Source organism: Sulfurimonas denitrificans DSM 1251 (assembly GCF_000012965.1).
In the GTDB taxonomy this organism is placed as follows: Bacteria; Campylobacterota; Campylobacteria; order Campylobacterales; family Sulfurimonadaceae; genus Sulfurimonas; species Sulfurimonas denitrificans.
Map to the genome: position 1 here is coordinate 1,347,973 of NC_007575.1, position 14,998 is coordinate 1,362,970.

Annotated in this window: 14 protein-coding genes; 4 read left to right on the top strand and 10 right to left on the bottom strand. The window is 33.4% G+C overall.

The genetic code is table 11. The annotated features are described in order from the left end of the window. Positions 1-23 precede the first annotated feature (23 nt). Positions 24-815: a shikimate dehydrogenase gene (locus SUDEN_RS06690; protein ID WP_011372908.1), complete on the top strand. Its 792-nt coding sequence runs from the start codon at positions 24-26 to the stop codon at positions 813-815. Here the strand turns inward: SUDEN_RS06690 and SUDEN_RS06695 are convergent. The 7 genes from SUDEN_RS06695 to mltA form a co-directional block, all read right to left on the bottom strand. Next, positions 812-1,831, bottom strand: a complete 1,020-nt coding sequence (locus SUDEN_RS06695; protein WP_011372909.1) for an aldo/keto reductase — start codon at positions 1,829-1,831, stop codon at positions 812-814. The genes SUDEN_RS06690 and SUDEN_RS06695 overlap by 4 nt on opposite strands. A gap of 23 nt (positions 1,832-1,854) precedes the next feature. Next, complete coding sequence (locus SUDEN_RS06700; RefSeq protein WP_011372910.1) at positions 1,855-4,524, bottom strand: glycosyltransferase family 2 protein; 2,670 nt, start codon at positions 4,522-4,524, stop codon at positions 1,855-1,857. 63 nt (positions 4,525-4,587) lie between these two features. Beyond that, positions 4,588-7,074, bottom strand: coding sequence for an efflux RND transporter permease subunit (locus SUDEN_RS06705; RefSeq protein WP_011372911.1), 2,487 nt, complete (start codon positions 7,072-7,074; stop codon positions 4,588-4,590). Between the two features lie 6 nt (positions 7,075-7,080). Further along, a complete protein-coding gene (locus SUDEN_RS06710; protein WP_041672269.1) occupies positions 7,081-7,683 on the bottom strand; it encodes an ABC transporter substrate-binding protein in 603 nt (200 codons plus the stop codon). Between the two features lie 2 nt (positions 7,684-7,685). Next, complete coding sequence (locus SUDEN_RS06715; protein ID WP_011372913.1) at positions 7,686-8,465, bottom strand: MlaA family lipoprotein; 780 nt, start codon at positions 8,463-8,465, stop codon at positions 7,686-7,688. Between the two features lies 1 nt (position 8,466). Next, positions 8,467-9,036, bottom strand: coding sequence for a recombination mediator RecR (recR, locus tag SUDEN_RS06720; RefSeq protein ID WP_011372914.1), 570 nt, complete (start codon positions 9,034-9,036; stop codon positions 8,467-8,469). 4 nt (positions 9,037-9,040) lie between these two features. Next, positions 9,041-10,201 (bottom strand): murein transglycosylase A, encoded by a 1,161-nt coding sequence (mltA, locus tag SUDEN_RS06725; RefSeq protein WP_011372915.1) that lies wholly within the window; start codon positions 10,199-10,201, stop codon positions 9,041-9,043. Between the two features lie 99 nt (positions 10,202-10,300). Between mltA and dnaJ the strand changes: the two genes are divergently transcribed. Next, positions 10,301-11,422: a molecular chaperone DnaJ gene (gene dnaJ, locus SUDEN_RS06730; protein WP_011372916.1), complete on the top strand. Its 1,122-nt coding sequence runs from the start codon at positions 10,301-10,303 to the stop codon at positions 11,420-11,422. Between the two features lie 269 nt (positions 11,423-11,691). On the opposite strand, the gene SUDEN_RS06735 is transcribed toward dnaJ, so the two are convergent. Further along, positions 11,692-12,171 carry a rhodanese-like domain-containing protein gene (locus SUDEN_RS06735; protein ID WP_011372917.1) on the bottom strand — a complete coding sequence of 160 codons (480 nt, stop codon included), beginning with the start codon at positions 12,169-12,171 and terminating at the stop codon, positions 11,692-11,694. 96 nt (positions 12,172-12,267) lie between these two features. Between SUDEN_RS06735 and SUDEN_RS06740 the strand changes: the two genes are divergently transcribed. Continuing rightward, positions 12,268-12,642 (top strand): ArsR/SmtB family transcription factor, encoded by a 375-nt coding sequence (locus SUDEN_RS06740; protein WP_011372918.1) that lies wholly within the window; start codon positions 12,268-12,270, stop codon positions 12,640-12,642. A gap of 44 nt (positions 12,643-12,686) precedes the next feature. Further along, the gene (locus SUDEN_RS06745) at positions 12,687-13,277 is read left to right on the top strand and encodes a class II aldolase and adducin N-terminal domain-containing protein (RefSeq protein WP_011372919.1); all 591 of its coding nucleotides are present in this window, start codon (positions 12,687-12,689) and stop codon (positions 13,275-13,277) included. On the opposite strand, the gene SUDEN_RS06750 is transcribed toward SUDEN_RS06745, so the two are convergent. After that, positions 13,274-14,572: an adenosylmethionine--8-amino-7-oxononanoate transaminase gene (locus SUDEN_RS06750; RefSeq protein WP_011372920.1), complete on the bottom strand. Its 1,299-nt coding sequence runs from the start codon at positions 14,570-14,572 to the stop codon at positions 13,274-13,276. The genes SUDEN_RS06745 and SUDEN_RS06750 overlap by 4 nt on opposite strands. After that, positions 14,569-14,916, bottom strand: a complete 348-nt coding sequence (locus SUDEN_RS06755; RefSeq protein WP_011372921.1) for a hypothetical protein — start codon at positions 14,914-14,916, stop codon at positions 14,569-14,571. Before SUDEN_RS06755 ends, SUDEN_RS06750 begins: the two co-directional genes overlap by 4 nt. Between the last annotated feature and the right edge of the window lie 82 nt (positions 14,917-14,998).

Below are 14,998 nucleotides of genomic sequence, written 5' to 3' on the forward strand. Positions count from 1 at the left end.
TGCTCAGGAAAAAGGAGAAATTTATGAAACTTTTTGCCATATTTGGCGACCCTGTTGCACACTCTCGCTCTCCGCTTATGCACAACAGCGTATTTAAAAATCTAAACTACAAAGCTTGTTACACCAGAATTCATCTGCAAGATGGCTCAAAATTGAAAGAGACTTTTTTATCACTCAAGCTCTCAGGTGCAAATATCACAGTTCCTCACAAAGAGGCTGCGTATGCAGCTTGTGATGAAGTAAGAGGCTTTGCAAAAAAGGTTGGAGTAGTAAACACCATCGTAAACGAAAACGGTCGTCTTATAGGCTACAACACGGATGCTGATGGGTTTATGTTTGCTATTAAAGAGTTTGGGGATGTAAAAAACATCTTAATCCTTGGAGCTGGTGGAACTGCAAAGGCGTTAGCCTCAAAGTTTATAGACTCTGGCATAAAAGTAAGCGTTATGAACAGAAGTGATTCAAGGCTCTCTTACTTTAAAGAACTTGGTTGTGAGTGCTTTAACTGGGATAATTTTGAGATAAAAAAATATGATTTGGTACTAAACTCAACAAGTGCTGGACTAAAAGATAAAGAATTCCCCGCTCCACTTGCTTTAATTGAGCAGATACTAAATAACACCTCTTTTGTAGCAGAAGTGATTTATGGAAAAATCACACCTTTTTTAAAGCTGGCAAAAGAGAAAAACATCACATGTAAAGATGGTGCTGACATGTTACTCGCTCAAGGCATTTTAGCAAATGAACTCTTTGTAAACAGTGAGCTAAAGAGCGATGATATAGAGCACTACATGTCAAAGAGTTTTACTCTTTAGCCCATTGGGTACATAATCTCTTTTTGAATTGCTTTTATCTCTGCCATTATCTCTTCACTTAGCGTAACATCTAACGCTCCAAGCGATTCATCCATCTGCTCTATATTTCTAGCACCTATGATAGTTGAAGCTACAAATGAAAACTGTTTTGAATAGGCAACAGCTAAAGTTACTGGTGAAATTTGAAATTTTTTTGCTATATTTAAGTATAGTGCAGTAGATTTTAATGATTTCTCATTTAAAAATCTCTCCGCTTGAGAGTTTAATCTTATATTTTTACTAATCATATAATCCGTGTATCTTGCGTTTTGTGGATAATCTTTACTATTGTACTTGCCACTTAATACTCCTCCAGCAATTGGCGAATAAGCCAAGAGAGAGATGTTCTCTTTTGTGCATAAAGTGGAGAGTTCATCCAAAAAACGTGGATTGTTTAGCGAGAAATTATTTTGGATAGATTCAAATCTAGCAATACCTAATCTCTTTGAGGTCTCATTTGCTTTACAAAGCCCATAAGCTGACTCATTTGAAGTTCCTAAATATCTAACCTTTCCCTCTTTTACAAGCTCATCAAAGGCTACTAGAGACTCTTCAATAGGTACAACTGTATCTGGCCAGTGCATCTGGTATAGATCTATATAATCAGTTCCTAACCTCTTAAGGCTTCCCTCTATCGCTTTTTTTATATGAAATCTGTCTATAGCTGTATATCCATGGCGAATTAGTGGAACAAACCAACCGTTTGCAGCCCCTGCTACTTTTGAAGCTATGATAATACTATCTCGAGGTTTGCTCTTTAACCATTTTCCTATAATTGTCTCACTCTTGCCTGCATCTTCGGCTCTTGGTGGAACTGGATAGATTTCAGCCGTATCGAAAAAATTGACCCCTCTATCATAAGCTTTATCCATAATCTTAAAAGATTCTGCTTCGCTACTCCAAGAGCCAAAACTCATAGTTCCTAAGCAGATAGGTGTAACTCTAAGACCAGTTTTTCCTATGTATCTGTACTCCATCTTTTAACTCCGTTTTGGTTATATTATGAGTCATTAGCCTTTTTATAAGAGCTTTTCTCAATTAGTCTAAGAATTATAGCAGAGAGGTATGGGATACTCTGAATTAATATAGTTGCAGAAAATATATAAACTTCTACAATCCTTTGATGATTTGTCATAATCAATGCTACAAATGAACCAATTAAGAGTGTTGCTAAGATAATCTCATTTTTTACAGGACTGCTAATACTTCTTTTACTATTGCCACCTTTTTCCGTTCTCTTAAATGGAAGTCTATCTTTTACAAATCCATCATAAACGGCTTTAAAAATTGTCAGTTGCAGACTCATTGCAGCAATTGCACTAAGTAAAGAGTGATAGAAATTTGCGCCAACTCTTGTTCTATAAAGTACAAAAGAGTGAATAACATTTACTATAAATGCTGTAATAATTGGCACAGTCAGCGCAATAGTAGGAATAGTAACGCCTACAAATATAATTACAGGAACCCAAATAATATTCAGTATTGAAGTGACTGTTCCTAATGCATCTGAGAGCCAAAAAAACCACCCTGTAATAAAGTGATGCTTTTGAGAGCGTGTCAATGTTTTTGATGATGGTTTAAAATGTTCCCAATGTTTTTTCAAAATTTGAACAGCACCATAAGCCCAGCGATGTCTCTGATTTTTAAACGCTTCTATCGTATCAGGAAGCAATCCATGTCCATATCTACGATTTGTGTAGTGCCCTATATATCCAGCTTCAAATAGTCTAAGACCTAGCTCGCTATCTTCAACTATAGTATCAGTATTCCACTGCCCTACTTCATCAAAAGCACTCTTGCGTACCATTATCATAGTTCCATGTGCTACTATGGCATTTTCTTCATTACGTTCAACCATTCCTATGTCAAAAAATCCTGCATATTCTGCGTTCATAGCTCTCTTTAGAAGTGATTCATTTCCATCTCTATGATCTTGCGGAGCTTGAACAAGTGCCACTTTTGCATCATCAAAAATAGGAACTAAATCGATAAGCCAGTTTGGTTTTATAACATAGTCAGCGTCTATAACTGCCAATATTTCACATGTAGGATTTGTAAATTCTAGCGCTCTATTTAGAGCTCCTGCTTTAAAGCCAGTGCACTCTATATCAAGATAAACAAATCTTTCACCAAGCTCTTCACACAGCTCTTTAATAGGTGTTTTGTAAAAATCCTCTGGAGTGTTATTTATAATAACTAAAACTTCAAAATTTGTATATCTTAGATTTGCAAGAGCTTCTAGAGTCTCTTTTAAAACAGCTGGCTGTTCTTTATATGCAGGTACATGTATGCTTACAAAAGGAACATGATCTGATTTTAAATCAAGAGGTATAAGCCTCTCAGGAGGTCTTCCAATTGTACACTTAAAGAGTTCATTTGCCTTTGCCAAAGTTATCATAGTAAGAGGCACCATTAAAATAGTACCCATTCCCCACATAACCCATGTTCCAAAATTCATGTAATGTACAAACGGATAGACAGCTGACATTACAATACCAAAAGAGATACCTTGCGCTGCTAAACCATAAGTCATAGCATGTAAAAAGTTTATATTTTGATTTCTTAATCCAAAGAACGTTAGTATCGCACCAATAATAGCAGCCGCAACCATCTGCATAAACCAAAATGGCTCTACCAAAACTTCGCCTTGAAGCTCAAATTTTAGATGACGATTTGCATCAAAAATACCCCAATATTGTCCAACACTTCCCTCATCAACACCTTTCCAAGGCTGATCAAATGCCTCTAGAAGGTTATAACTAAAACCCTCTTTTTTTGCAAGCCCTAAGAATTTTCTAATAACCATTGCCTGATTTTGAGGACTTGCTACTGAAGCTTGATTATTATACCCTCTACTAGGCCATCCGAACTCTCCTACTATTATAGGTTTTGTTGGGTGTACATCTCTTATTTTTTGATATTTTTCATTAAAGAATGACTCAAAATCCTCAGCTTTAATTTTCTCCCAATATGGAAGTATATGTATATTTATAATATCAACTTCATCGGCTAAATATGGGTATAATAACCACATGTTCCAAATTTCAGCTGTTGTTACTAAAATAGTGTGCTTCTCTTCTTTAGCAGCATTCGCTTTTGCTTCTTTGAGTTTTTTAGCTCTTACTTTTTTATTTTTCTCTTTTGCAATCTCTTCTTGAATTGCTTTTTCTCTATCCTCTTTTTCTACTTTTTGTATAATATCTATAAACTCTCTAAAATCTTTTATATGAACAATTAACTCATCTGGATCTAAATCATCGCGTAAAAGAACCTCATTCCCAACAATTACAGATATAAGATTTTGATGATACTCCGCTATAAGACTCTTTGCTAAAGCTATCTCTTTTTCATTATCCTCAACAACTCCTGAGAGCCAAAGACCCATGTGCGCTTTCATACCAAGAGCACTTAAGTGTGGCATAACTTTTTGCGAATCATCAGCAGAGTATAAACGCACAGTATTTGTGAACTTTTTTAAAAGGGTTAAATCTCTAATAACCTCTTCATCACTAAGCATCTCTTTCTCATTACCTTTTTGATAAGGAGCGTAAGAGAGAGACTCTATAATGTCATCGGCATCAGGAGGAGTTATGAATTTTTTATCGTTATTTAGCCATAAAAAAACTTGTAAAAGTGAAGCGAGCAGTAACGAAACTAATATATATTTCAATGTACTTCCTAGGAAAATTTATCGAATTGTACATCAAAAATTTAAAAAGTTATATACAAATTTTTAAATACCAAAAAGAAGAATTAAAACAGGTAAAAGTAGCAAATCTGCAACAATTGCCATAAACATAGCAATCATAGTTAAAAGCCCAAAATAGATGGTTGGAAAGAAGTTAGAAAATAGTAAAACAGAAAAACCAACTATGATTATAGTTGATGTATAAAACATAGCACTTCCTATACTTTTGTGTGCACTAAACATGGATGAAATTGCATCTTTTAATTCACGATAAAGTAAAGAGTAGCGATAAATATAGTGTATAGTATCATCAACCGCAATTCCCATGCTGATTGCTGCGATTGTTATCGTCATCATATCCAGAGGAATATTCATCCATCCCATAAAGCCAAAAACAACACCTACTGGAACTATGTTTGCAATCATGGCAATTAAAGCCACTTTAAAACTTCTAAAGAGGATTAAAAACATAAAAAAAAGAATAACAACAACAACACCTATAGTTTTAATCTGCGAATAGTAGAGTGATTGTAACATGCTGTTATACATAACTAAAAGATTAGATACTTTATGCTCTTCAAACTCTTTATTTAACATATTATTTAAGTCAAAATCTATCTTTTTTATAAGCTTATCACGTTTTAACTCTGGCATTGAGTCGATAATTCTTGTACTTATTCTTGCTTGATTATTCTCTATATCTACATACGGCGATAAGATTATCTTTTTATATTCTGGAGGTAATTTTTTGTACATAAGAGCCAGAGTTAATCCATCAGCTTCTTTATTGTTGTTAAGCACTTTTAAAACCTCTCCTGCTGTTGATAAAGAGAGCACTTTTCCAACAGCCTCAAGAGATTCAAGATACTCATGTACCTCTTTTATCTTTCTCATTTTATTTTGTGTAAACCAGTATTGCTCTTTATCACCCTCTTGCTCTTTAAACTCATCAGAAAATGAGTCTAACTCAGCATCTTCATCAGAACTTACAACTTTTATATCTTTAATGCCATCATTTCCCTCTTTAAATGTTAAGATAATATCAAGGGGTGTTGTTCCGCCGAGTTTTTTATCAATAAGTGCCATACCTTGATATATCTGCGTATCTTTTTTAAAATAGTCAATAAAACTATTCTCAACTCTAAGTTTTGTGGCACCAGAGATAGAAAAAAGTATTACTAAAATAGTTATAGCTATGATACTCTTCTTATAACTATATGCGATTTGAGCAATTTTAGAGGTAAAGGGAAGCTCCTCTTCTGTTTGTTCTTTAGGCTCTTTTTTATTTAAGAAGAGTAGTGTAATTGGAAAGAGAATATATGTAATTATAAGTGAGACAACTATTCCGCCACTCATCATCCAGCCAAAGTTTATTACTGGTAAAATACCACTAAATACCAAAGAGCTAAACCCAGCAATTGTAGTTAGAACAACAAAAAGAGATGGTTTTCCCATTGAAAGAACGCTTTGTATTGCTAAGTTCTCTTGTGACTCATTTGGCGTCTCTAAAAGCAACTCTTTGTATCGAACTACCAAGTGAACAACCAAAGACATATTCATAATAAGTTGGAGCGAAATAAAATTAGATGAGACCACTGTAATTTCTAACCCAAAGAGCCCAAGAAATCCACTTGTTACGATAAGCGAAACTGTACAAATTAAGAGTGAGATTGCAACCCATTTAACCTCTCTTAGTAAAATATATAAAATAATTATCAGTAATAAAACAATTATAAATCCAAACGTTTTTAGGTCATATTTTACAAACTCTACCATGTCATCAGCTATCATCTCAATTCCGCCTAAATGAAGCTTTACTTTTGGATGATTTTTTTCAAAATTTACTATAATTGCTCTTAAGTCAGCTATTGTTTTATGGTTTTCTTCTCTTAAAATATCTCTATACTTTTTAAACTCTAAAGCAATGTTTTTATATGCTATCTTCTCTTCATCACTTAGATTTTTCTCTTTTTTTAATTTAATATATTTTTCTCTTTGATTTATAAGTGAAAAATAATTCTCATCTCTCTTGAGATTTATCATCAGTGCCGTAGTTGTAAAATCTTCACTAACTAGATTTTTTTTATATACTGCACTTGTTAAAAATTCTTCTCTAACCAGCTCTTTATCTACACCCTTTGATTCAAGCGTTGGAATATCTTTTAAGAGCTCTTTTAGAGGAATTGGTGGAGATTGTAAAAGCGGTACATTTACTATAGAATTTATAGATTCAACAATATTTAGAGTTTTTATATCTGTACTTAACTCTTTTATATTCTCTATGTTCTCTTGACTTAATAAATCATCTTGCGTTGTGTATGTAATAACCAAGGAACTTGATGTCTCAAAACGCCTTGCCACATCCCTTGAGAACTCCAAATCTTTATCATCTTCAAGAAGAAGAGTTTCTGCACTTGCATCTATCTCAAGTCTCATGGCAAAGAGTGCCATAACGACTACAAAAACAGCCATGAGCAATAAAATTATTTTTGGATATTTTAGTAGATAGTTTTTATATAAATTATACAGCATCTGTTTTTATGATTGCTTTGCCAAAGCATCCATAAGCGCCGTTATACTCTTTGTCTGTAAAAATTCTCTAAATTGAGCTATATCTGTTTTTAAAATGCTAACGCCAAGTATCTCTACATCATAAACCAACCAACTATCTTTAGCAGCAATTGGAGTTTTTGGTTTATGAAATTTATAAACAATTTCAAGTTTATCTTGTTTGCTTATAAGATCGGTTGCTAGCGCTATTCTATCTGGTTTTGGCTGCTCAATCTGCTTAACTTCAACCTTTTCATCTTTGTAGGCATCTATTTTTGATGAGTAAGACTGCTTCATCCTCTGAACATAAAGCTTTATAAACCTATCTTGATCCTCAAGAGAGAGTTCTTTCCATCTGTTCCCAAGACTAAGTTTTGCCATAAGTTCAAAATCAAACATTGGAGTTAATGTTTTTACAATATTTGCATTTCTCTCATCTTTTGAGATTTTTTTGTCTTCTACTATTAAAATAACTTCATCTATTTTGTTTAAAAAATGTTTTTTTAACTCCGCTTGTTCATCTGCAACCAAACTTTGTCCAAATGCAAACATCACCAAGAATGCAAAAAAAACCCTGCTTATATTTCTCAATTCTACTCCTCAATCAATTTATTTCTACGTTGTTCATAAATATCCCTTAGATATGGATAAAGATCAACTGCATCTTCTCTCATCTTCTCATATTTCTCTTTGTTTAGAGATATAAGATTTACATACTCAATAAATTTTACACTAAAATACTCTGCTGGAGTATCAGTGAGGGTCCAGTAACCTCTCTTGTCATAATCAATAAATGTAAAGAATGAATCAGGATACATACCCGCTAAATCTCTTAAATTTGAAGGCCCAAGAAGAGGCAATACTATATGAGGTCCACTACCAACTCCATAAAAACCAAGTGTCTGCCCAAAATCTTCTTTATGTACTTCAATTTCAAAATAGTTTTTTGCTGGATCGTACAATCCAACAATACCAACTGTTGTATTTATAATAAATCTGCTTCCCTCTTGTAGTGCATACTGAAATTTGCCTTGCAATATATTATTTACAAAACTAACTGGAATATATATATTGTTAAAAAAATTATCTACACTTCTGCGAATCTCTACATGTAGTATATTTGAGTATCCAGTAGCGACAGGTCTTAAGAAGTACTCATAAGCACCATCATTAAAAGATGTCATAACCCTGTTGTAGCCACTTAGTGGGTCACAAACTTTTTTCACTTCCATCTCATTGCTAAATGAATCAAGAAATTCATCATCTTGACTCTGCTCAACAGCTACCTCTTTAGGCTCCACAATGCCCTTTGAACTACATCCGCTTAATCCTATCAAAATAGTTAGACTAAACAGCATAAAGAGTACTCTCATATTATACCTTCACTCTGTCTATTAATGCTCTACTTAAAGATAATAAATCAATATTTTCTAAGCTTACTCCAGTTGGTACTCCTTGAGCAATTTTTGAAAAGTTTATAGTAAAATCACTTAATTTATCTTCAATATATAGTATAACAGCATCATTTGCAATAGATGGCGTTAATGCAAAAACAATCTCCTCAACGCCATTTTTAACTAAACTCTCTAAACCAGAAAGGTTAAAGTTTTCAAGTGAATCCAAAACAAAATACCTTCCATCAAAAAGTCTGTTTTCTTCTAAAAGAAGAATGTCTTTTGCATTTTCAACAATACAAAGAAGTGTCTCATCCCTGCTCTCATCACAACATATAAAGCAGAGTTCATCCTCACTCATGCCACCACACGCTGCGCACTGTTTAATGCTTCCTAGTGCTTCTTCTATAGCATGGGCTATCTTTATACCAACAAAACTATTTTTCATAACAATATGATAAGCTAGTCTTATTGCTGATTTTTTGCCAATTGTTGGAAGCTCTTGAAATGCTTCAACTAGTTTATTGAACTTCTCTAAAGATTCACTCATAATATTAAGACTCTTTTTTTGGCAACAATATCCACAACTTTAGAGGTGCTTTTAACTTTCCAGCACTTTGTCCAGCCTCATCTCCATAACCAAAAAACAGATCAGCTCTAACACTCCCTTTTATGGCCCCGCCTGTATCTTGAGCTATTACAATTCTATTTAAATCTCTCTCTTTTGTATCTGCGCTCATATAGAGCATACTACCAAGAGGCAGATAACTTTGGTCAACTGCAACAGAACGTTTTGGAGTCAAAACAATACCTAGTGCACCAGATGCTGGTTTTGCTCTTTTTTTGAAAAAAACTTTAGAATCATTATGATGAAGAAGCTCATCTACACGTGATGGGTTTTTATCGCACCAATTTTTAATACCACTCATAGAAGCCTCGGCATAACTCATCTCACCTGCATTTATAAGATATTTTCCAATAGAACTATATTTGTGTCCGTTTAAATTATCAAAACCGACATAGATAACCTCGCCGCTATCCAATAAAACTCTTCCTGAACCTTGCACTTCTAAGAAGAATAAATCTATTCTAGAATCTACATAACAGACAATATCTGCATCAATTTTTCGATTACTTAACTCTTTTCTTGAGTAGTATGGAACTACCTTGTTTCCCTCTTTACGTCCTCTTAATCTATAATTTTTCAGCTCTGGATACTGTTGTGTAAAATTAACAACTAAAAGATCTCTTGGAGTTGAATAAACTGGATAGATATATGGCTCTTTTTTACTCAAAGATCCTCTTAAGAGAGGTTCATAATATCCTGTTAAGAGCCCATCACCGTCTCTGTTTGTCATATCAACTTGGTATGGTGAAAATTTTTCTATAAAAAAACTTTTTGCATCATTTACTCTACTTGCTTCTTGGCATAACTCTTTATAAAGTGATTTTGTTTTTATTGTGTTACAACTATTTACAAAAGAGTTTAGAGCATCTATGTAATCTTCACTCTCCCAATCTGGAAGCTCTTCAAAACTGCTTTTTATAAACTCAGTATTTGGCATAGTTTCAAATGTTATTTTCTCAGGCTTTGCTTTAACTACTCCTGTAATTATAGGGTCTTCTATAATAGGTTTGGAAATAGGCATTGTTGGTTCTTTAGAACATCCTAGAAATAGTAAAATCGTAATTAAGTAGAGTATATTTTTTTTCATAAGTGCAATTATACCAAATCACTCTAAGTATATGAACATTAAATATTTAACGATATAATTGCCAAAAAATTCTAAAGAGTTGGGGTATTAATTACAATTATGAAAGATTTAAGCTATTACGAAATTTTAGAAATCTCACAAGATGCAGATCAAACAACAATAAAAAAAGCTTATAGAAAAATGGCAAAAATATATCATCCTGATAAAAATCCAGGGGATAATGAAGCTGAACACAAGTTTAAACTATGCAATGAAGCCTATCAATGCTTAAGCGATGATAAACAAAAAAGCATCTATGACAGATATGGCAAAGAGGGTCTATCTGGAATGAGTGGTCGTGGCCGCTCATCTGGTGGATTTGATGATTTAGGCTCTATTTTTGAAGAGATGTTTAGTGGTTTTGGTGGCTCATCACGTCGTCGTCAAAACCCTGCAGAGATGGAAAAATATAATCTTGACATGAACGTAGATATGAAAATTAGCTTTAATGAGGCAATTTTTGGGTGTGAAAAGGATATAGAGTATAAATATAAAAACTCTTGTAAAAGTTGTAGTGGCACAGGTGCAAAAGATGGCAAACTCTCTACATGTACTGGGTGCAGAGGACAAGGTCAAGTCTTTATGAAGCAAGGTTTTATGACATTTTCTCAAACCTGTCCAACATGCCAAGGAACAGGTTCAGCACCCTCAGCTCCATGTGATAGCTGTAGTGCAAAAGGCTACCTTGAAGAGAAAGGAGATGTCACTATAAAAATTCCAAAAGGGATTGATAATGGTAACCGCCTAAGAGTCTCTGGAAAAGGAAATATCGGTAAGAGAGGCACTAGGGGTGATTTATATGTAACTTTTAGTGTTAAGGCTGATAAACACTTTCAGAGAGAGGGTAATGATGTCTATATAGCAATTCCTGTCTTTTTCACTCAAGCAGTAGCTGGAGATACACTAAATATCCCATCTCTAACTGGTGAGCTAGAGTTAAAACTAGATATTGGAACTAAAGATAAGCAGCACTTTACGTTTAAAGGTGAAGGTGTAGATGATGTTCATGGTCATGGCAAGGGAAATCTGATTGCTCAAGTAAATATAACTTATCCTAAAAAATTAAGTGATGAACAGCGTGCACTGCTAAGTAAACTCCAAGAGTCTTTTGGTATAGAATCAAAACCACATGAGAGTGTATTGGATTCGGCAATTGATAAGATGAAAAACTGGTTTAAATAGATTTAAATATTAGAGAGAGCTTGCCATATACTTCATGCTCTCTCATAAAAACTTTTCGAGTTCAAAACTATATGTAAACTACATAAACAAAAAATTGCGACACTTTTATTGCTAAGTTTTATATAATCTCAAAAAGATTCTATTATATGTCATGTCGTAAAAAAACTATACAAATCACTCTAACTTGTCAATTATAATCAAACTCTAAATATAGTTATGAAGCACTTAGCAATAAAATAGATAATCTTACGATTCTATTTTTCATCTGCTTACTTTGTTGTTAATGCAGTCACACCAAAACCTGTTTTTACGCTATAACCAGCCTTTGCCCAGTCCTGAATCCCGCCTTTGAGATTTTTAGCATTTTTATACCCCATTCTTTTGAGTGTTTGTGCCGCCAATGCACCACGTCCGCCGTTTCTGCAATATGTAACAATCGTGTTGTTTTTATCTTGAATTTTACTTAGCACTTCCCACTCTAAATTACCACGAGTAATTGAAACAGTATTAACAGAAACAAAATCATCAAAAAGATACCCTTCTGCTCTTTGCTCAGACTCTCTTACATCCAGAATAACAACACTCTCTTCATTCTCAAACATACTTTTGAGCTCTAGGGGAGTTATTTCTCTAGCCTCTTTTTTTGCTTCATTTATAAGCGCCATTTTTGCATCTTCCTCTGCAAAAAGAGATGAAGACGCAAAAAGTAATCCTGCGCAAAAGAGACAATTTGCTATAGTTTTTTTCATTTTTTTCCTTTCTAAAAATCCATTTGCATATTTAGGCATTTAACTAAATACGTTTTGTATGGTATAATTATTTCAACTCTTTGTCAAGGAAAAGAAATGTTGGATATGCAACAAAAAATAAAAATTTTTAAAGCTCTTGGTAATGAAACACGTTTTTTGATTTTTAAAAATGTCTTTACGGGAGGTTATGTTTGCTCTATTGATGATAAAAATGCCAAAATAGAAGCAAATCCACATGCTACATGTGTAACAACTATAGCTAAACATTTTGATTTTTCCATGCCTACAATCTCTAAACATCTACAGCTGCTTCGTGAGGCAAATGTTATAAAAATGCAAAAAAAAGCAAATAAGATATATATTGAGCCAAATATAGAGACTATTAGGGAGCTTGGTGGTTGTTTTACAAAGTTGGTTGAAAATTTTGAAACAGACAGAGAACTCTTCTTTGATGATATTGTTTTAAAATAGGCTTTGTGATAAACTTTTATATTTTAACAAAAGAGAAATTTTAAATGAACAAAGAACATCTTACGAACAAACTATCTTCTTTAGCACTCTCGATGTTTAGAAAAGATTTCTTTGGCATTTTTCATGGCTCTATATCTGCTAAGACTGAATCCAATCGCTTTATCATAAATACAAAAGAGGCTATTTTTGATGCACTTGACAACTCTTCACTTATAGAGCTTTACTACAAAAAGGATTATCGCTGGAATCAAGCAAGCATTGACTCCAATATACATCATAGTATCTATTCACAGATATCTGATGCAAAATTTATCTGCTTTAGCATGCCGCCATTTACAACCGCTTACTCATTAGACCACAATGTAATAATTCCACGAGACTATTTTGGATACAGTGAAATAGGCTCAATTGATATATTTGATCCTAGAAATTTTGATGATTGGTATGAGCGCGCAAGTAGCGAAATTGCTTACTATTTTCAAAGTAAAAAGAGCGACATAATGGTTATTCGTGGTTATGGAGTTTATACCTACAATAGAGATATCCATGAGATGGCAAAAAAAATTGCAATCCTAGAGAAAAGTTGCAGACTTCTTCTCTTAGACAATGCACAAAAAGACTCATCTTTTGATTAAGAGAGCTCTTTTATAGCCTCGTATGCAACTTGCATCATCTTTTTTATCTCATCATTTGTAATAATATAAGGCGGCATAAAATAGACTACATGTCCAAGAGGGCGCAGCAGCACACCATTTTTTAAACCATATTCATAGACTTTAAGACCTATTCTATCTTTTGAATCATATCCTTTAAGTTCAACTGCGCAAACCATTCCTGTTTGTCTGATTGATAAAACATTTTTTAGCGTTTTAAATTTTAAAAGTTCCTCTGCCATATAGTTTGCTATCTCTTGATTTTTTTCTATAATATTTTCATTTTCAAAAATATCCAAAGTTGCATTTGCAGCTGCACATGCAAGTGCATTTCCTGTATAACTGTGAGAGTGCAAGAAGGCTCTGTTTTCGCTATAATCACAATAAAAAGAGGTATAAATCTCATCTGTTGTTAGTACAACAGATAGCGGGAGATAGCCACCTGTAAGCCCTTTTGATAAAATGAGAAAATCAGGTGTTATGTTAGCGCTCTTACATGCAAACATATCTCCACTTCTTCCAAAACCAACCATCACTTCATCGGTTATAAGATGTATATCATATCTATTGCAGATTTCTCGTACTAAAATTAAAAACTCTTTATGGTACATGTGCATATATCCAGCACCTTGTATCAGCGGTTCTAGTATTATTGCACTAATCTCTTTAGCTCTTTTTTCACATAATTTTTCAAACTCGCATGCGGCTTCTCTTGCAGCTTCTATACTCATATCTTTTGGTACGGGGGTTTGGATACTTTGGATTAAGAGCGGTTTATATGTATCTTTATAGAGCTTGACATCTCCAACACTAAGAGCGCCAATTGTCTCTCCATGATAAGAGTTAGTTAATGAGACAAAAATATTTTTCTCTTTTTGATTATTTTTATGCGTATGAAAACTCATCTTTAGAGCAACTTCAACTCCACTTGAGCCATTATCTGCATAAAAACATTTTTCAAGTCCATCTGGAGTGAGTTTAACTAATCTCTCAGAGAGTCTAACAACTTGCTCATGTGTAAATCCAGCCAATATTACGTGCTCTAATGTGTCTAATTGCTCTTTTATCTTCTCATTTATATAACTGTTAGTATGTCCAAAAATATTAACCCACCAGCTACTAATAGCATCTATGTAAAGATTGCCATCAAAATCTTCTAAATAAACTCCATAAGCTTTTTTTATAGGAATAAGAGGAAGTGTTTCATGGTCTTTCATTTGAGTACAAGGATGCCATAAAACAGCCAAATCTCTCTTTTTTAACTCTTCATTATTCATTTTGAAGAGGCTGCTTTATACTCATCTGTAACACTCAAGTCAACACATGTAAGCAAGCCATATAAATCTATTTCTAAGCCACTAACATCAAATAACTCTTCGCCCTCTTCACCTAAAAAGATAAATTTTTCATATTTATGATTTGATTTATCAATATATTTTGAATAAACGACATAGTGAGCATCTTTGATTTCACTAATTTTAGAACATAAATCAATATATTTCTTACATGTTTTATCAATATTTTTAAGCTCTAAGATATCAGACTGAATAGTGTTTAAAAGCACTTCTGGCAATTTTGGAAGCTTTTCTTTAATATTTAAATATTTCTCAACATCTCTCATCAAAAATCCTTTTTAGTATAAGTTATATGATTCTACAATTTTTTCATTTACTCTCATCTTAAGTTTATAAACCAACTATTTT

What these genes read in the sequence shown, in the direction of transcription:
- SUDEN_RS06690 (WP_011372908.1), top strand. Translation starts at nt 24, where the DNA reads ATGAAACTTTTTGCCATATTTGGCGACCCTGTTGCACACTCTCGCTCT.
- SUDEN_RS06695 (WP_011372909.1), bottom strand. Translation starts at nt 1,831, where the DNA reads ATGGAGTACAGATACATAGGAAAAACTGGTCTTAGAGTTACACCTATC.
- SUDEN_RS06705 (WP_011372911.1), bottom strand. Translation starts at nt 7,074, where the DNA reads ATGCTGTATAATTTATATAAAAACTATCTACTAAAATATCCAAAAATA.
- SUDEN_RS06715 (WP_011372913.1), bottom strand. Translation starts at nt 8,465, where the DNA reads ATGAGAGTACTCTTTATGCTGTTTAGTCTAACTATTTTGATAGGATTA.
- recR (WP_011372914.1), bottom strand. Translation starts at nt 9,036, where the DNA reads ATGAGTGAATCTTTAGAGAAGTTCAATAAACTAGTTGAAGCATTTCAA.
- mltA (WP_011372915.1), bottom strand. Translation starts at nt 10,201, where the DNA reads ATGAAAAAAAATATACTCTACTTAATTACGATTTTACTATTTCTAGGA.
- dnaJ (WP_011372916.1), top strand. Translation starts at nt 10,301, where the DNA reads ATGAAAGATTTAAGCTATTACGAAATTTTAGAAATCTCACAAGATGCA.
- SUDEN_RS06735 (WP_011372917.1), bottom strand. Translation starts at nt 12,171, where the DNA reads ATGAAAAAAACTATAGCAAATTGTCTCTTTTGCGCAGGATTACTTTTT.
- SUDEN_RS06740 (WP_011372918.1), top strand. Translation starts at nt 12,268, where the DNA reads ATGTTGGATATGCAACAAAAAATAAAAATTTTTAAAGCTCTTGGTAAT.
- SUDEN_RS06745 (WP_011372919.1), top strand. Translation starts at nt 12,687, where the DNA reads ATGAACAAAGAACATCTTACGAACAAACTATCTTCTTTAGCACTCTCG.
- SUDEN_RS06750 (WP_011372920.1), bottom strand. Translation starts at nt 14,572, where the DNA reads ATGAATAATGAAGAGTTAAAAAAGAGAGATTTGGCTGTTTTATGGCAT.
- SUDEN_RS06755 (WP_011372921.1), bottom strand. Translation starts at nt 14,916, where the DNA reads ATGAGAGATGTTGAGAAATATTTAAATATTAAAGAAAAGCTTCCAAAA.